Raw genomic sequence first — 14,050 nt, 5'->3', positions numbered from 1 at the left:
CGTGGGAACGATCATTCCTGGATGGGCGCGTTGTTTTTGAGCGCTTCGCGAGCAAGCTCGCTCCTACTTCTTTCCAGGAGGCTGGACGGGATATTTCTTGTCGCAGTTCTTTTTCAGCCATTTGTTGCAAAGATCTACAATCCCGCCGCTTTTACCGCTAGTCTGCGGACATCTGCAATGCCGACAACAGCCTTCTACAAGAGCCCGGCGATGACTGATCTGTCCCGAACCCATGGGCCTGCCAGTGTGGTGATGCCGACCCTGGAAGGCCGCTTCTACCGGCCCCCGCTGCCTGACGGCTACGTGCTGCGCCCGCGCCTGTGCGAACGGCTGAATGCGGGCCTTGATGGGCGACTGCTGCTGGTCAGCGCGCCCGCGGGGTTTGGCAAGAGTTCGTTGGCGGTGGAGTTCTGCCAGGGCTTGCCTGCCCAGTGGCAAAGCCTGTGGTTGGGCCTGAGCCCTCGGGACAGCGACCCCGGCCGTTTCCTGGAGCGGCTGCTCGACGGCTTGCAACAGTATTTCCCGCAACTCGGCGCCCAATCCCTGGGGTTGCTGAAAATGCGCCAGCGTCACCAACCCTTTGCCTTCGAAGAATGGCTCGATGGCCTGCTCGACGAACTGGCAGTGCACCTGTCTGCACGTTCGCCGTTATTGCTGGTGCTGGATGACTATCACCTGGCCCAAGGCCCGGTGCTGGATCGCTGCCTGCAGTTTTTTCTCAATCATTTGCCTGATGGCCTGGTGGTGCTGGTCACCAGCCGGCAGCGTCCGGACTGGCACCTGGCACGCCTGCGCCTGTCGCGGCACCTGTTGGAACTGCGTGAGCAAGATCTGCGCCTGACCCATGACGAGTCCCTGGCGGTGCTGGATGGACACGGCAATGCATTGCGCGGCGAGGCGTTGGAAAACCTGATCCGCCGTAGCGAGGGCTGGGTCGCCGGCCTGCGCTTTTGGCTGTTGGCGGCCTCCGAAGCCGGCAGTGAGAGCGCCTTGCCGCAAAGCCTGCACGGTGGCGAGGGTCTGATTCGCGATTACCTGCTCGAAGAAGTCATCGACTGCCTGCCTGCGGAGGTACAAGCGTTCCTGTACGACACCGCACCTCAGGAGCGCTTTTGCAGCGAACTATGCGACGCCGTCCGCGAGGCCCATGACAGCGCAGAAATCCTGCGCTATTTGCAGGCTCATCAAGTGTTCCTGGTGCCGTTGGATGAGCAAGGCCATTGGTACCGCTACCACCACTTGTTCTCCGACCTGCTGCGCACCCGCCGCGAGAAAAGCGCCACCTTGCCGCCGGCCAGTTTGCACTTGCGCGCCTGTCGCTGGTTTAACGCCCAGGGCTTGATCGACGAGGCGGTGGAGCAGGCGCTGCGGGCCGGGCATCTGGATGTGGCGGCGAACCTGGTGCAGAACCTGTCCGAAGAGCAACTGCTGGCAGAGCAGAATGTGGGCATGCTGTTGCGTTGGAAGATGGATTTGCCCGACAGCCTGCTGATCAGCACGCCACGTTTGATCGTGCTGTATAGCTGGGCGTTGGGGCTGGCGTGCCAATTGGATGCGGCACAGGAGCTGTCCAGTTACCTCAGCCGCTTCCTGCCTGCCCCGTCGGCCACCGCGCAAAAATCCATGTTGGCCCAGTGGTTGGCGCTGAGTGGGATTATTGCCCGTGGGCGTGGGGACCGTGAGCTGACCCAGCGCTATTGCCAAGAGGCGTTGGAAAGCCTGCCGCAAAAGCGTTACGGCCAGCGCCTGATGTGCCTTTCGACCCTGTCCAACCTGGCGATCGTCGATGCCGACCTGTGGCGCGCCCGTGGCCTGAACCGCGAATCGTTGGAACTGGCGCAGCGCGTCGGTAACCCCTTGTTTGAAGCCTTGGCCCATTACGACCGGGCCCGGGTACTGCAGGCGCGGGGGGAGATCCTGCGTTCCCTGGATGAAGTCCGTCAGGGCCTGGAGCGCTTGCATGGGCTCGCCTCCCAACGCCTATATGCCGTGCGCGCGCGCCTGTCGCTGTACGAAGGCTACCTGCTGCTGGTGCGTTACCAGCCCGAGGCCGGCCTGGCGCGTTTGCGCGCCGGCCTGGCCGAGGCCCGTGCCTGCCGCGATATCAGCGTGCTGATCGGGCACTGCGTCATCGCCAGCTTCGAAGGGCGGCGTAGGGAGTTTGCCAATGCTTTTGCCGAACTGGCCGAGGCCGAACGCTTGATGCACATCTGGGATGTGCCGCCGATCTATTACCTGGCGATGATCACCCTGATCAAATGCGAGTTGTGGCTGGCCCAGGGGCGCACTGACCTGGCCGACGCCTGGCTGGCGCGCCTGGGGCAGACCTACAACGGCGAGCACGCCGCGGCGGCCCCCGAGTTTCATCCGCACCTGCCGCAACATATCGAGCTGCAACAAGCTGCGCTCGATGCCACGCGCCATCAGCCCGACAGCGCGCTGCAACGCCTGGAAGCGTTGGCCCAACAGGCCCATGACAGTGGGCGCCAGATGATTGCCCTGATGGCGCTGGTCCAGCAGGTGCAGTTACTTCTGGATAATGGCCTGGAAGCCAAGGCCCGGCCGGTATTCGCCCGTGCCCTGGAAGCCGGTTCGGGCGGTGCGTTGCAGCCGTTTCAACGGTTGTTGGAGGGTTATCCGCAGTGGATGCGCGATCAGTTGGGCAAGGATTCCCATGGGCTGCTCAATCAGAGCTTGCTGGCGTTGCTGCCCCAAGCCAGCGCAGTTGAAGCCACACCTCAACAGGAAACCCTCAGCACCCGAGAGCTGGCGGTGCTGCAACTGATTGCCCAAGGCTGTTCAAACCAGGAAATCAGCAACCAGCTGTTCATCTCCCTGCACACGGTGAAGACCCACGCCAGCCATATCAACAGCAAGCTCGGCGTGGAGCGTCGTACCCAGGCGGTGGCGCGGGCCAAGGCCATGGGGTTGTTGGCCTGAGCCCTGGGTTCATGGCGTGGTTGGGCAGCCTTTGAGTGAGGTGTCGACGGTCTGATTGATCAGCGCCGCGAAACGCTTGAGGTTGTTCTGATGCGCCACCACCAACTCGTCGATGCTCGGCCCGGCAGGTGATTGCAAGGTGGTGCGGCAGGTCAAGGCCGGGCGATCGCCATTGACTTGCCTCACGCGCCAGCGCACATCGAGCAATGCGTACTGCCCCGGTACCGAGTCAAACCGCTGCACGTCTACGCGCAAAGCCACGGCTTGCCGGGCTTTGCTGTTGGCTAATTGATCCACCAAGGCGCTCCTCAGTTCATCGGCGAGGGTGGCGGCCCACCACTGGGTTTCAAGAATCGCCAGGCCGCTGTCGCCCTGGCGGATAACGATCTGCGCGCGGTCGACCTGAGGCGGCACGCTGATGCTCTCAATGCGCACACCGCCGGCCTCTGCTCGCGTACTCGGGCTCAAGTGCGCCGGGGTCAGGGTATGAAAAGCGATGGGTTCACTGCGGCAGGCACCGAGCAGCAGCAGGGTGCTCAGCAACGTGATCTTCAACGGCAATGTCATGGCGGCTCCAATGGTCATTTGCGGGGTGGCCCTTGCAGGTCCGTCGGTGCGGCGTTATCGGGGCGGCCGCGAATCAGCGACTCCGGATGCCGGCCCAGGTAATCCGAAAGCTCGCGCAGGGAGCGCGACATGCGCCCCAACTCGTCGAGGGTCTGGGTCAGTTGTTCACGCTGCGGCGAGTCTTCGGCCAAGGTTGAACTGGCCGATTGCAGGGTCTTGCTCACGTCGGCCAAGGTCGTCTGCACACCCGGCAGCGTCTTGGCGTTGAATTGCGCCAGGCCCTTGCGCAGTTCGACCAGGCTGGCGTCGAGGTTGCCGGCAATGCGCTCGACAGGCAGTTGGCTGATCTTGTTGACGATGCCTTCGAACTTCTCTTGCAGTTGTTCCAGGTTGCCCGGGATCGTGGGGATGCCCACGGGGCGCTGGTTCGGGTCGAACGCGACTTTCTCGGCCTTGGGGTAGAAGTCCAGGGCGATGTACAGCTGGCCGGTCAGCAAGTTACCGCTGCGGGCCTGGGCGCGCAGGCCGTTTTCGATGAAGGTGCCGATCAGGCGTACGCCGGCTGCCTCATCGTCAGGGTTATTGTTCATGGCCTTGAGCAACTTGGTGTGGGCCTCGCCGAGCAGTTGCGGGTAGATCACGATGCCGACATTGACCGGGAAAGTGCGTTTCTTCGCATCGAAATCCAGGTTGATCGATACAACCCTGCCGAACTCGACGCCGAGGAACTCCACCGGCGCGTCGACTTTCAGCCCACGCAGGGCCTGATCGAAGCGCAGGACCATGTATTGCCCCTTGCCGTTGGGCGGGGCGAGGGCGCTTTGCTGGTCTTCGAACAAGTCAAAGCTGCGACTTTCTTCGGCCGGTTTGTCATTGGGGTTGTAGGGCGGCGCCTGGAAGGCAATCCCACCCATCAACATGGACGACAAGGATTCGGTTTTCAGCGCAAAGCCATTGGCACCGACGCTCAAGTCGACGCCGCTGGCATTCCAGAACCGCGTGTTCTCGGTGATGTACACATCATTGGGCGCATGCACGAAGATTTCGACATTCACGCCCTTGCCCTCGTTGTCCAGCTCATAGGCCACCACCTGGCCCACCGGGATCTTGCGGTAATAGACGGGGGAGCCGATATCCAGGGAGCCCAAGGCCTGGGTGTGCAGCGTGAAGCGCTTGCCCGGTTCGCCGTAAGTGATGGGCGGCGGGTTTTCCAAACCGGTGAAGTGCTTGGCGCGGGTCTCGGACTGGCCGATGTCCGCGCCGATGTAGTCGCCGGACAACAACGTGTCGATGCCCGACACGCCGCCTGCGCCAATGCGCGGGCGCACCACCCAGAATTTCGAATCTTCGCGGGTGAAGCTTTCGGCCTGTTTGACCAGCTCGACGGTGGCATTGACGCTTTTCTGGTCATCACTCAGAGCTACGGCGGTTACTTGGCCGATCACCACGTTGCGGTATTTGACCTCGGTTTTGTTGGCAACCAGCCCGCTGCCGGTCTTGAAGTTGAGGACGATGGTCGGCCCTTGTTGCATGACGCTGTGAATCACCAGCGAGATCCCCACCAGTACGGCGACAATCGGCACGATCCAGACCAGCGAGACACTGAAACGACGCGTCTTGATCACGGGTTGCCCCGCAGGGGTGTCAGCCTTGGATGAGCTCATCCGAGGTCTCCTCGTTATGTGGGTTTTCCCAGATTAGCCGGGGATCAAAGCTCATGGCCGCGAGCATCGTAAACACGACCACCAGGCCAAAAAACAGAATGCCCAGGCGCGGTTCTATCGTGCCCAGGGCTTGAAACTTCACCAGTGCGGCCACCAGGGCGACCACGATGACATCGAGCATCGACCAATAGCCGATCAGTTCGATAAACCGAAACAGCTTCGAACGCTCCTTGCGCGCCCACTGGCTATTGCGCTGCACAGTGACCAGCAGCAGCCCCAGCGACAGGAACTTGATGCCCGGCACGGCAATGCTGGCGATGAAAATGATCAGCGCAATGTCCCAGGCGCCATGCTGCCAGAACTCCAGCACGCCGCTCATGATGGTGCTGTCTGCGCCCGAGCCGAGCATGGTGGTGTTCATCACTGGCAATAAATTGGCCGGGACATAAAAGGCGAGGGCGGTGAGCATGTAGGCCCAGGTTCGGGTCAGGGACTGCACCTTGCGCCGATGCAACGCGGCGCCACAGCGGTCGCACTCGGTGGGCTCAAGGCGCATGTCGCAGGGCTGGCCGCAGGTGTGGCACAGGCACAGGTTCAGCTCGCGGGCGGTGGGCGGTGAATTCATACGGTGTCCCACAGGTCGCGCAGATCGCGCCCGGCAATGCGGATCAGCAACAGGCTCAGGGCGGCCAAGGCGAACAGGCCGGTGCCAGGGATCACATCCAGCATGCCGGCCAGCTTGAAGACCGCGACCATCGCGCCCAGCAGGCACACCTCCAGCATGCTCCAGGGCCGGAGTGCTTCGAGCCAGCGCATGCACAGCTTGAATGCCGGCGAGCGCTTACCGGCCAACGCGAAACTCAGCACCCAGATCAGCAAAAGCAGCTGAAACACCGGCGCGATAATGATGGAAATCGCCGCGACCAAAGCAATGAACGTAATCGGCCCCAGGCTCAATGCAACGACTGAATCCCAGAGCGTCGCGCTGTTTTTCAAGCCCTGCAGGCTGATGCTCATCACCGGATAAAAGTTCGCAAAGGTCCACAGCACTGCGGCGGTCACGGTCAGGGCGAGACGTTGCTGCACCGACAGGCCGTTATAGCGCTGCAGCACGCCAAAACAACGCACACACAGGGCTTTTTGATGTTTGGCGAGCGTGACTTTCTCGTACACGCAGTCGCAGTGTTCGCAGATGATCTGTTGATTCGCCATGGGTGTTGCTCCAAATACGACTGACTGCAGCAGGGGATTTCAATGGCGCTTGCGTAGCTTAGCAGCGGATGGACCGCGTAATCGACTCCTTCCAGAGCAGGGCCAAGCTACACCATACTGCACTTGGAACGCGCCAGAGAGCTTGCAGGACACTCATGACTATTGAAAAACAACCGTTGATTCGCGAAACCTTCCCCGTCGGCCCGTTGCAGTGCAACTGCACCATCATTGGCGACCCGATCACTAAAAAAGCCATCGTAGTCGACCCCGGTGGCAATCACGAGTTGATCCTGGCGCGCCTTGATGCGCTGGGACTGAAGGTGGTGAGCATTATCCACACCCATGCTCACCTCGATCATTTCCTCGCCTCCGGGCAATTGAAAGAAAAGACCGGCGCCACGCTGCATCTGCACAAAGATGATCAATTTCTATGGGACAACCTGGAAATGCAATGCCAGATGTTTCGCGTGCCCTACGTCCCGGTACCGTCGCCGGATCGCTGGCTGGAGCATGACGAAGAACTGGCCTGCGGCTGTGGCGTAGCCTTGCACACCCCAGGGCATACGCCGGGCTCGATGAGTTTCTGGTTCGCCGACGCCAAGCTGTTGATCGCCGGCGATACCTTGTTTCGTCGCGGCGTAGGGCGCACGGACTTATGGGGCGGCGACCAGGCGACGATCGTGCGGTCGATCAAGCAGCGCTTGTATTCGCTGGACGAGGGCGCGACGGTGGTCACTGGGCATGGGCCGGATACGTTGCTGGGCGATGAGATGCGGGAGAATCCTTTCGTGCGTGCGTGATGGGTTGTCGGCTCTGATACAAGCCGGTACAGACACACAGACACAGGCCCGAGCCAAAGACAGCTATGCTTTACGCACCCCTCCACGGAATTTTTGCCGTTTGTCGCGTTCCAAACTCGGCACAGGTCCATTGCCAATGTCCTCTGCATCACAGAATGCAAAAGTAGGAGCTTCCTTCATGTTCACTCCGCGTCGTCTGCTTGTTGTCGCTACCGCCGTAGCCCTGTTGTCTGGCTGCGCCTCACCTAACCCTTATGACGGCAGCCAGGGACAGGCCAGCAATGGTTCCGAAAGCGGCATGAGCAAAACCGCCAAGTACGGCGGCCTAGGTGCGCTGGCTGGTGCATTGGCCGGTGCGGCCATCGACCATAACAACCGTGGCAAGGGCGCGCTGATTGGCGCAGTCGTTGCGGGTGCCGGTGCGGCGGGCTATGGCTACTACGCCGACCAGCAAGAGAAAAAACTGCGTGAAAGCATGGCGAACACCGGGGTCGAGGTGCAGCGCCAGGGTGACCAGATCAAGCTGATCATGCCGGGCAACATTACCTTCGCCACCAACTCGGACGCGATCTCCAGCAGCTTCTACCAGCCGCTGAACAACCTGGCCAACTCTCTCAAGCAGTTCAACCAGAACACCATCCAGATCGTTGGCTACACCGACAGCACCGGTAGCCGCCAACTGAATATGGACCTGTCCCAGCGCCGTGCGCAGAGCGTGGCCAACTACCTGACCTCCCAAGGCGTTAATGGTGCCAACCTGAGCGCACGCGGTGCCGGCCCGGATAACCCGATTGCCAGCAACGCCGACGTGAATGGCCGTGCGCAGAACCGTCGCGTCGAAGTCAACCTCGGCCCGATCCCTGGCCAGCAATACGGCCAGCCTGGTCAGCAGCAGGCGCCACAGCAGAACAACCAGTTCCAGGGCAATCCGTACCAGCAATACCAGTAAACCCTGGGCACTAAAAAGGGCGCCGTGCAGTCAATGCACGGCGCCCTTTTTTGATCGTTCCCACGCTCTGCGTGGGAATGCCCGCTCGGACGCTCCGCGTCCCACTGATGGCGCAAAAGTCGAGGCTTGTGCGGTGACGCGGAGCGTCACGGGATGCGTTCCCACGCAGAGCGTGGGAACGATCATTGCCAGCAACGCCGACGTGAATGGCCGTGCGCAGAACCGTCGCGTCGAAGTCAACCTCGGCCCGATCCCTGGCCAGCAATACGGCCAGCCTGGTCAGCAGCAGGCGCCACAGCAGAACAACCAGTTCCAGGGCAATCCGTACCAGCAATACCAGTAAACCCTGGGCACTAAAAAGGGCGCCGTGCAGTCAATGCACGGCGCCCTTTTTTGATCGTTCCCACGCTCTGCGTGGGAATGCCCGCTCGGACGCTCCGCGTCCCACTGATGGCGCAAAAGTCGAGGCTTGTGCGGTGACGCGGAGCGTCACGGGATGCGTTCCCACGCAGAGCGTGGGAACGATCATTGCCAGCAACGCCGACGTGAATGGCCGTGCGCAGAACCGCCGCGTCGAAGTCAACCTCGGCCCGATCCCTGGCCAGCAATACGGCCAGCCTGGTCAGCAGCAGGCGCCACAGCAGAACAACCAGTTCCAGGGCAATCCGTACCAGCAATACCAGTAAACCCTGGGCACTAAAAAGGGCGCCGTGCAGTCAATGCACGGCGCCCTTTTTTGATCGTTCCCACGCTCTGCGTGGGAATGCCCGCTCGGACGCTCCGCGTCCCACTCTTGGCGCAAAAGCTGAAGCTTGTGCGGTGACGCGGAGCGTCACGGGATGCGTTCCCACGCAGAGCGTGGGAACGATCAGGCAGCTTCGATCTACATCAGTCGATGTATTCGAATACCTTGACGATCTTCTGTACGCCCGACACGCCTTGCACCAGGTTGGCGGCGCGGGTGGCTTCTGCCTGGGTCAGCAGGCCCATCATGTAGACGATGCCGTTATCGGTGACGATCTTGATTCGCGAGCCTGGCACTGCACTGTCGGTCAGCATCTGGGCCTTGATCTTGGTGGTCAGCAAGGCATCGTTGCTGATGGCCAGCAGAGTGATCGGGTCCATGACTTGTAGTTCGTTGTGGACCTTCTTGACGCGTTGCACGCCGGCAGCGGCTTGCTCGGCCTGGGCCTTGAGATCGGCGCGGGGTGTTTGGCCTGCCAGCAGGACCACGCCGTTGAAGCTGGTCACCACGATGCGCGAGGCACCGTTGCCCAGGTCGGTAGCAGCCTTGGCGACGTTGACCTTAACCTTGGTTTCGATCAGCGAATCATCAATGGTGCTGCCGAAGGTGCGCGTGCCCCGGTCGTCCTGAATAGGGGTGTCCCGTGTAGCGGTGATAGCCGAGCTGCAGCCGCTGATGGCGACGCACAGCGTAATGGCCAAAAGACTGAGGCGATTAACGGTCATTCTTCACTCCCGAACAGTTGGCTGTCGATCAGATCGCACAGGCAGTGGATCGCCAGCAGATGAACTTCTTGGATACGTGCAGTGACATTGGCCGGGACGCGAATCTCCACGTCCTCGGGCAGCAGCAGCGAAGCCATGCCGCCGCCGTCGCGACCGGTCAAGGCTACGACAATCATTTCGCGATCATGTGCGGCCTGGATCGCTTGAATAATATTTGCCGAGTTGCCGCTGGTGGAAATCGCCAGCAATACATCGCCCGGCTGGCCTAGGGCGCGGATCTGCTTGGAGAAGATTTCGTTGTAGCTGTAGTCGTTGGCGATCGAAGTGATCGTCGACGAGTCGGTGGTCAATGCAATGGCCGGCAGGCTCGGGCGCTCGCGTTCGAAACGGTTGAGCAGCTCGGAGGAAAAATGCTGGGCATCGCCGGCCGAACCACCGTTGCCGCACGAAAGCATTTTGCCTTCGTTGAGCAAGGCATTGACCATGACCTGACTGGCTTGCTCGATGTGCGGTGCAAGTACGTCCATCGCCTGTTGCTTGGTGTCGATGCTGGCCTGGAAAAGCTGGCGAATTCGGGATTGCATGTCCATCTGTGTGACCTTAAGTAGCGCGGCTGTTTGGCACAGGTAGTGTGCAGCCCGCAATGCAAAGAGCAAAAGTGAGTGGTGAGGGTGCCCGGCGAATCAGCTGTCGAAGGCATTTTTAAGCCAGGTCAGATCAGCTGTGCCTGACGGGGTGCTTTCCATTGCAACCACATCGAAACGGCAGGGGCGGTCAGCCCAGCGATGCTCTTTTTGCAGGAAAAACTGCGCAGCGAGTATCAGCTTTTGACGCTTGCGCTCGTCGATACTGGCGAGCGCGCCACCCCATTGTGCGTGTTTTCTGTAGCGGACTTCGACGAATACTACTGTATCGCCGTCAAGCATGACCAGATCAAGCTCGCCGCGTCTACATAACCAGTTCTGCGCCAGAAGGCGCAGACCCTGTTGTTGCAGGTAATCGAGAGCATGCAGTTCGGCATCCTTGCCGCTTTGTGCGCTGGACCGCTGGGGCATCAGCGCGGGGTATCGGGCAGGCGCTGTATTTCGCCGCCGACGAACTTCGCCCAAGGCATCTGGCGGTCCACGCGCTGGTTGGCGCTGATGCCCAGGTTGCCCGAGAGGCCGTCGACACGGGTGTCAGGCAGTGCCTTGAGCTGGCCCAGGCGTGGTGCCAGGCGATAGGCATCGACGCCCATTGCGTAAAGGCGGCCCAGGCTGCCATTGGCTTGCGGCCATTGCGCCGCAACCTGGTTGCGCAGTGGGTCGGTGGTGTTGAGCAACCAAGGGGTTTCGCAGAACATCACGTTGGTCATGTCCAGGTACTGGTTACGGTCACCGCTGGCACTGAACACGTGGGAGGTTGCGTACACCGGCACATCGCCGGCGTATTGGAAGTTCAGGGTCGGCTTGATCTGCTGGGCCAATTGTGGCGTGACGGCCAGGAAGATGAACTCGATGTCCTGGCGACGCGAAGGCTGGGCGGCTACGTCGGTGCCTACTGTGCTTTGCAGGCTCTTGGCGCGGCCTTCGCTCTTGCGCAGTTGGAACAGATCGGCGATCTGCTGGGCCAAGGCAACAGGCTGATCGACATATTCAACGCCCATGACGGTGCCGCCATTGGCTTCCCAATCCTGGCGGAACGCTTTATAGACACGCTCACCCCATTCGCCACGGGGCACCATGGCGGCGGCGCGGTGCAGGCCGTCGGCACGGGCACGGCGCGACACTTCGCGGGCTTCGTCTTCAGCGGCCAAGCCGAACTGGAACAACTGCGCCGGGCCCTGATCGGTCTCGCTGTAGTTCAGGGCGAGGGTGGTGATCGGCAACTGCGGGCGTGCGCTGAGTTGCTTGACCAGCGGTTTTTCCAGCGGGCCGACGACCAGTTGCACGCCGGCGGCCTGGGCCTTGGCGTAGAAGTCGTCGAGGGAGCCCAGGCGCGAGCTGTCATAGAACTCGATGACCGGTGGCTTCTGCCCGGCTTGCTCAGCCTGGTAGTGAGCCGCCATGAAGCCTTCGCGCAGCGCTTTGCCCACAGCCGCCAGCGGCCCTTCCTGCGGCAGCAGCAGGGCGATCTTGTTCAGGGGCTGGCTGGCCAGTTCCTTGAGCTTGGTCAGCGGCGCTGGCAATTGCACTGCAGCCGGGTGGCCCGGGTTCTGTGCGCGCCAGGTGTCGATGGCGGCTTGTTGTTGCTCCAGCGTACCGGCGCCCTTGACCGCCTGGGCCAGGGTGATCCAGCCATCGAGTGTCGGGTTGCCAGTGGCTTGCAGCTGTTCGGCTGGCAGCGCGGCAATCAATACCCAGATGGCCTCGTGGTTGTTGTTGGCAGCCTCACCCGTCAGCAGGGGCGCCATGGACACCCGCTCGCGAGCGGCGGCGAGGGTCTGCCCATCGGCTTCATAGGCACGTGCATGTACGGTACCGGTGCGGATCTGCTGGTCGGTCGGCAACTCCTTCAGGCTTTGCAGGCTGGGGTGGTTCAGCGCTGCCAAGGCCGCCTTGGGCTGGTTGCGCCCCATGGCCAGTTCTGCGGCCAGGGTGCTGGCAAATACTTGCGCGGCTGGCTTCAGGGCGTCCAGGGGCACTTGCGCAAGGATCTGCGAGGAGCGGCCGGGGTTGTTCTGCTGGTAAGCCAGGTCTGCCGCGCTCAGGCGCAGCAACGCGGCTTTTTCTGGCGTCTTGGCGTTCGTCGCCTGTTCGAGCAGTTGCTCGATACTGGCGTCGGGCGTGCGTGGCAGTTCGCCAAGACTGGAGGAGGGCGAACTGGCGCAAGCAGCCAGCAAGGCAGCGAGGCAGAGGGCGGAGAGCAGCCGCAGGCAAGCGATCATGTAAGTGTTCCTGATACCGATCAAATTAGCGTGGAAGTGTACCCAAGCACTGGCCCAGGCGCGATGTTCATGGCGTTAAACCGTGGATTTAGGTCGTGCAAATGTTGTGTTTAGCTAATGGTGGCTGAAACGGCATCGGCCGTGATGGCATATTTTCAAGGCGTCTACGCGCTACAATGTGGCTTTTGCCAACCATCGAGGTGTGCGCTTTGACTGCTCCAGGTCCTTTGAATTCCACTGCTGGCTCGCTTTTTGTGGTGGCGACGCCCATTGGCAACCTGGACGACATCAGTGCCCGGGCGCTGAAAGTGTTGCGCGAGGTGAAATTGATCGCGGCAGAAGACACGCGGCACTCCCAACGGTTGATGCAGCATTTTGGTATCAGCACGCCATTAGCGGCCTGCCACGAACACAACGAACGTGAAGAGGGTAGCCGCTTTATCACACGTCTTTTGGCGGGTGATGACGTCGCGCTGATTTCCGACGCGGGCACGCCCCTGATTTCCGATCCTGGTTACCACCTGGTCCGCCAGGCCCGTGCCGCTGGTATCAATGTAGTGCCTGTTCCCGGAGCTTGCGCGCTGATTGCTGCATTGTCGGCCGCCGGGTTGCCCTCGGACCGCTTTATCTTCGAAGGCTTCCTGCCCGCCAAGGCTGTAGGGCGTCGGGCGCGTCTGCAGGCACTTAAAGAAGAACCGCGCACCTTGATCTTCTATGAGGCTCCGCATCGTATCCTTGAATGCCTGCAAGACATGGAGCTGGTGTTCGGCGGTGAGCGTCTGGCCTTGCTGGCCCGAGAGTTGACCAAGACCTTCGAAACCCTCAAGGGGTTGCCGCTGGAGGAGCTGCGAGCGTTTGTCGAGGGCGACAGCAATCAGCAACGTGGCGAATGCGTGGTGTTGGTAGCAGGCTGGACCGCGCCGGAGAATGAAGATGCGGTGGGCAGCGAGGCGATGCGCGTCCTCGATTTGTTGCTCAAGGAAATGCCACTCAAGCGCGCCGCCGCCCTGGCAGCGGAAATTACCGGCGTGCGCAAGAATGTGTTGTATCAGGTCGCGCTCGATAAGCAGAAGGCCGAATAGTTCCAGGGGCAAATCTGTATTTCGTCTGAACGTGATGGCAATGCCGCACTTTTAATACTTGTCCTCAAGCCGCCGTGCCGTTAACCTGCGCGGCGGAGAGTCGATTGGACAGTCGCTGCCCTCTATGAAAATTAGGGGGGGGAGGAAAGTCCGGGCTCCATAGGGCGAAGTGCCAGGTAATGCCTGGGAGGCGTGAGCCTACGGAAAGTGCCACAGAAAATAACCGCCTAAGCACTTCGGTGCCGGTAAGGGTGAAAAGGTGCGGTAAGAGCGCACCGCACGACTGGCAACAGTTCGTGGCTAGGTAAACCCCACTTGGAGCAAGACCAAATAGGGTCCCAAGGCGTGGCCCGCGCTGGGACCGGGTAGGTTGCTAAAGATGTCCAGTGATGGCCATCGTAGACGAATGACTGTTCAAGACAGAACCCGGCTTACAGATCGACTCTCCACCTTTTTTCCTTGCGTTCGAATCTCGTGCGCAAACCCGGTAGTAACGCAAG

The 14,050-nt window shown here is 61.1% G+C and carries 12 protein-coding genes, 1 other RNA gene and 2 pseudogenes; 7 read left to right on the top strand and 8 right to left on the bottom strand.

Translation table 11 applies throughout. The features are described from left to right. Positions 1-210: 210 nt before the first annotated feature. Positions 211-2,940: a LuxR C-terminal-related transcriptional regulator gene (locus HU730_RS07970; RefSeq protein ID WP_186527587.1), complete on the top strand. Its 2,730-nt coding sequence runs from the start codon at positions 211-213 to the stop codon at positions 2,938-2,940. Between the two features lie 9 nt (positions 2,941-2,949). Here the strand turns inward: HU730_RS07970 and HU730_RS07965 are convergent, their stop codons facing one another. Genes HU730_RS07965 through HU730_RS07950 form a run of 4 tightly spaced genes read right to left on the bottom strand, consistent with a single transcriptional unit; the run spans position 2,950 to position 6,383 of the window. After that, positions 2,950-3,507: a PqiC family protein gene (locus HU730_RS07965; RefSeq protein WP_034126330.1), complete on the bottom strand. Its 558-nt coding sequence runs from the start codon at positions 3,505-3,507 to the stop codon at positions 2,950-2,952. Positions 3,508-3,521: 14 nt separating this feature from the next. After that, the gene (locus HU730_RS07960; RefSeq protein WP_054897006.1) at positions 3,522-5,171 is read right to left on the bottom strand and encodes an MlaD family protein; all 1,650 of its coding nucleotides are present in this window, start codon (positions 5,169-5,171) and stop codon (positions 3,522-3,524) included. Next, complete coding sequence (locus HU730_RS07955; RefSeq protein ID WP_014716963.1) at positions 5,152-5,796, bottom strand: paraquat-inducible protein A; 645 nt, start codon at positions 5,794-5,796, stop codon at positions 5,152-5,154. Before HU730_RS07955 ends, HU730_RS07960 begins: the two co-directional genes overlap by 20 nt. Next, the gene (locus HU730_RS07950; RefSeq protein WP_186527571.1) at positions 5,793-6,383 is read right to left on the bottom strand and encodes a paraquat-inducible protein A; all 591 of its coding nucleotides are present in this window, start codon (positions 6,381-6,383) and stop codon (positions 5,793-5,795) included. Before HU730_RS07950 ends, HU730_RS07955 begins: the two co-directional genes overlap by 4 nt. Before the next feature lie 155 nt (positions 6,384-6,538). On the opposite strand from HU730_RS07950, the gene HU730_RS07945 reads away from it, so the two are divergent. The 4 genes and pseudogenes from HU730_RS07945 to HU730_RS07930 form a co-directional block, all read left to right on the top strand. Further along, the gene (locus HU730_RS07945) at positions 6,539-7,183 is read left to right on the top strand and encodes an MBL fold metallo-hydrolase (protein WP_186527570.1); all 645 of its coding nucleotides are present in this window, start codon (positions 6,539-6,541) and stop codon (positions 7,181-7,183) included. A 178-nt stretch (positions 7,184-7,361) separates the two neighbouring features. After that, complete coding sequence (locus HU730_RS07940) at positions 7,362-8,132, top strand: OmpA family lipoprotein (RefSeq protein ID WP_019816951.1); 771 nt, start codon at positions 7,362-7,364, stop codon at positions 8,130-8,132. A gap of 184 nt (positions 8,133-8,316) precedes the next feature. Next, a pseudogene (locus tag HU730_RS07935) lies at positions 8,317-8,475 on the top strand (cell envelope biogenesis protein OmpA); the annotation flags it as partial. A 184-nt stretch (positions 8,476-8,659) separates the two neighbouring features. Continuing rightward, positions 8,660-8,818 (top strand): annotated as a pseudogene (locus HU730_RS07930) (cell envelope biogenesis protein OmpA); the annotation flags it as partial. Between the two features lie 202 nt (positions 8,819-9,020). Here HU730_RS07930 and HU730_RS07925 read toward each other — a convergent pair. The 4 genes from HU730_RS07925 to HU730_RS07910 all read right to left on the bottom strand — a co-directional run bounded on the left by HU730_RS07925 (position 9,021) and on the right by HU730_RS07910 (position 12,468). Further along, complete coding sequence (locus HU730_RS07925) at positions 9,021-9,602, bottom strand: BON domain-containing protein (protein ID WP_003188655.1); 582 nt, start codon at positions 9,600-9,602, stop codon at positions 9,021-9,023. Next, on the bottom strand, positions 9,599-10,192 hold the full coding sequence (locus tag HU730_RS07920) for a phosphoheptose isomerase (protein ID WP_007904374.1): 594 nt from the start codon (positions 10,190-10,192) through the stop codon (positions 9,599-9,601). The genes HU730_RS07925 and HU730_RS07920 overlap by 4 nt, the downstream gene beginning before the upstream one ends. A gap of 93 nt (positions 10,193-10,285) precedes the next feature. Beyond that, a complete protein-coding gene (locus HU730_RS07915; RefSeq protein ID WP_034126335.1) occupies positions 10,286-10,657 on the bottom strand; it encodes a YraN family protein in 372 nt (123 codons plus the stop codon). Continuing rightward, entirely contained in the window at positions 10,657-12,468 is a 1,812-nt protein-coding gene (locus HU730_RS07910; RefSeq protein ID WP_034126336.1) for a penicillin-binding protein activator, read from the bottom strand. The genes HU730_RS07915 and HU730_RS07910 overlap by 1 nt, the downstream gene beginning before the upstream one ends. A gap of 176 nt (positions 12,469-12,644) precedes the next feature. On the opposite strand from HU730_RS07910, the gene rsmI reads away from it, so the two are divergent. Continuing rightward, complete coding sequence (gene rsmI / locus HU730_RS07905) at positions 12,645-13,550, top strand: 16S rRNA (cytidine(1402)-2'-O)-methyltransferase (protein ID WP_020301255.1); 906 nt, start codon at positions 12,645-12,647, stop codon at positions 13,548-13,550. Positions 13,551-13,646: 96 nt separating this feature from the next. After that, positions 13,647-14,000: RNase P RNA component class A (rnpB, locus tag HU730_RS07900), an RNA gene on the top strand. Positions 14,001-14,050: the final 50 nt, after the last annotated feature.

Source organism: Pseudomonas sp. SWRI22 (assembly GCF_014268395.2).
GTDB lineage: Bacteria > Pseudomonadota > Gammaproteobacteria > Pseudomonadales > Pseudomonadaceae > Aquipseudomonas > Aquipseudomonas paracarnis.
The sequence above is the reverse complement of the archived record's forward strand: the minus strand, read 5'-3'. Positions and strand labels throughout refer to the sequence as shown.

Coding starts and splice junctions, on each gene's coding strand:
- HU730_RS07960 (WP_054897006.1), bottom strand. CDS start 5,171: ATGAGCTCATCCAAGGCTGACACCCCTGCGGGGCAACCCGTGATCAAG.
- rsmI (WP_020301255.1), top strand. CDS start 12,645: ATGTGGCTTTTGCCAACCATCGAGGTGTGCGCTTTGACTGCTCCAGGT.
- HU730_RS07940 (WP_019816951.1), top strand. CDS start 7,362: ATGTTCACTCCGCGTCGTCTGCTTGTTGTCGCTACCGCCGTAGCCCTG.
- HU730_RS07910 (WP_034126336.1), bottom strand. CDS start 12,468: ATGATCGCTTGCCTGCGGCTGCTCTCCGCCCTCTGCCTCGCTGCCTTG.
- HU730_RS07970 (WP_186527587.1), top strand. CDS start 211: ATGACTGATCTGTCCCGAACCCATGGGCCTGCCAGTGTGGTGATGCCG.
- HU730_RS07955 (WP_014716963.1), bottom strand. CDS start 5,796: ATGAATTCACCGCCCACCGCCCGCGAGCTGAACCTGTGCCTGTGCCAC.
- HU730_RS07965 (WP_034126330.1), bottom strand. CDS start 3,507: ATGACATTGCCGTTGAAGATCACGTTGCTGAGCACCCTGCTGCTGCTC.
- HU730_RS07950 (WP_186527571.1), bottom strand. CDS start 6,383: ATGGCGAATCAACAGATCATCTGCGAACACTGCGACTGCGTGTACGAG.
- HU730_RS07915 (WP_034126335.1), bottom strand. CDS start 10,657: ATGCCCCAGCGGTCCAGCGCACAAAGCGGCAAGGATGCCGAACTGCAT.
- HU730_RS07925 (WP_003188655.1), bottom strand. CDS start 9,602: ATGACCGTTAATCGCCTCAGTCTTTTGGCCATTACGCTGTGCGTCGCC.
- HU730_RS07945 (WP_186527570.1), top strand. CDS start 6,539: ATGACTATTGAAAAACAACCGTTGATTCGCGAAACCTTCCCCGTCGGC.
- HU730_RS07920 (WP_007904374.1), bottom strand. CDS start 10,192: ATGGACATGCAATCCCGAATTCGCCAGCTTTTCCAGGCCAGCATCGAC.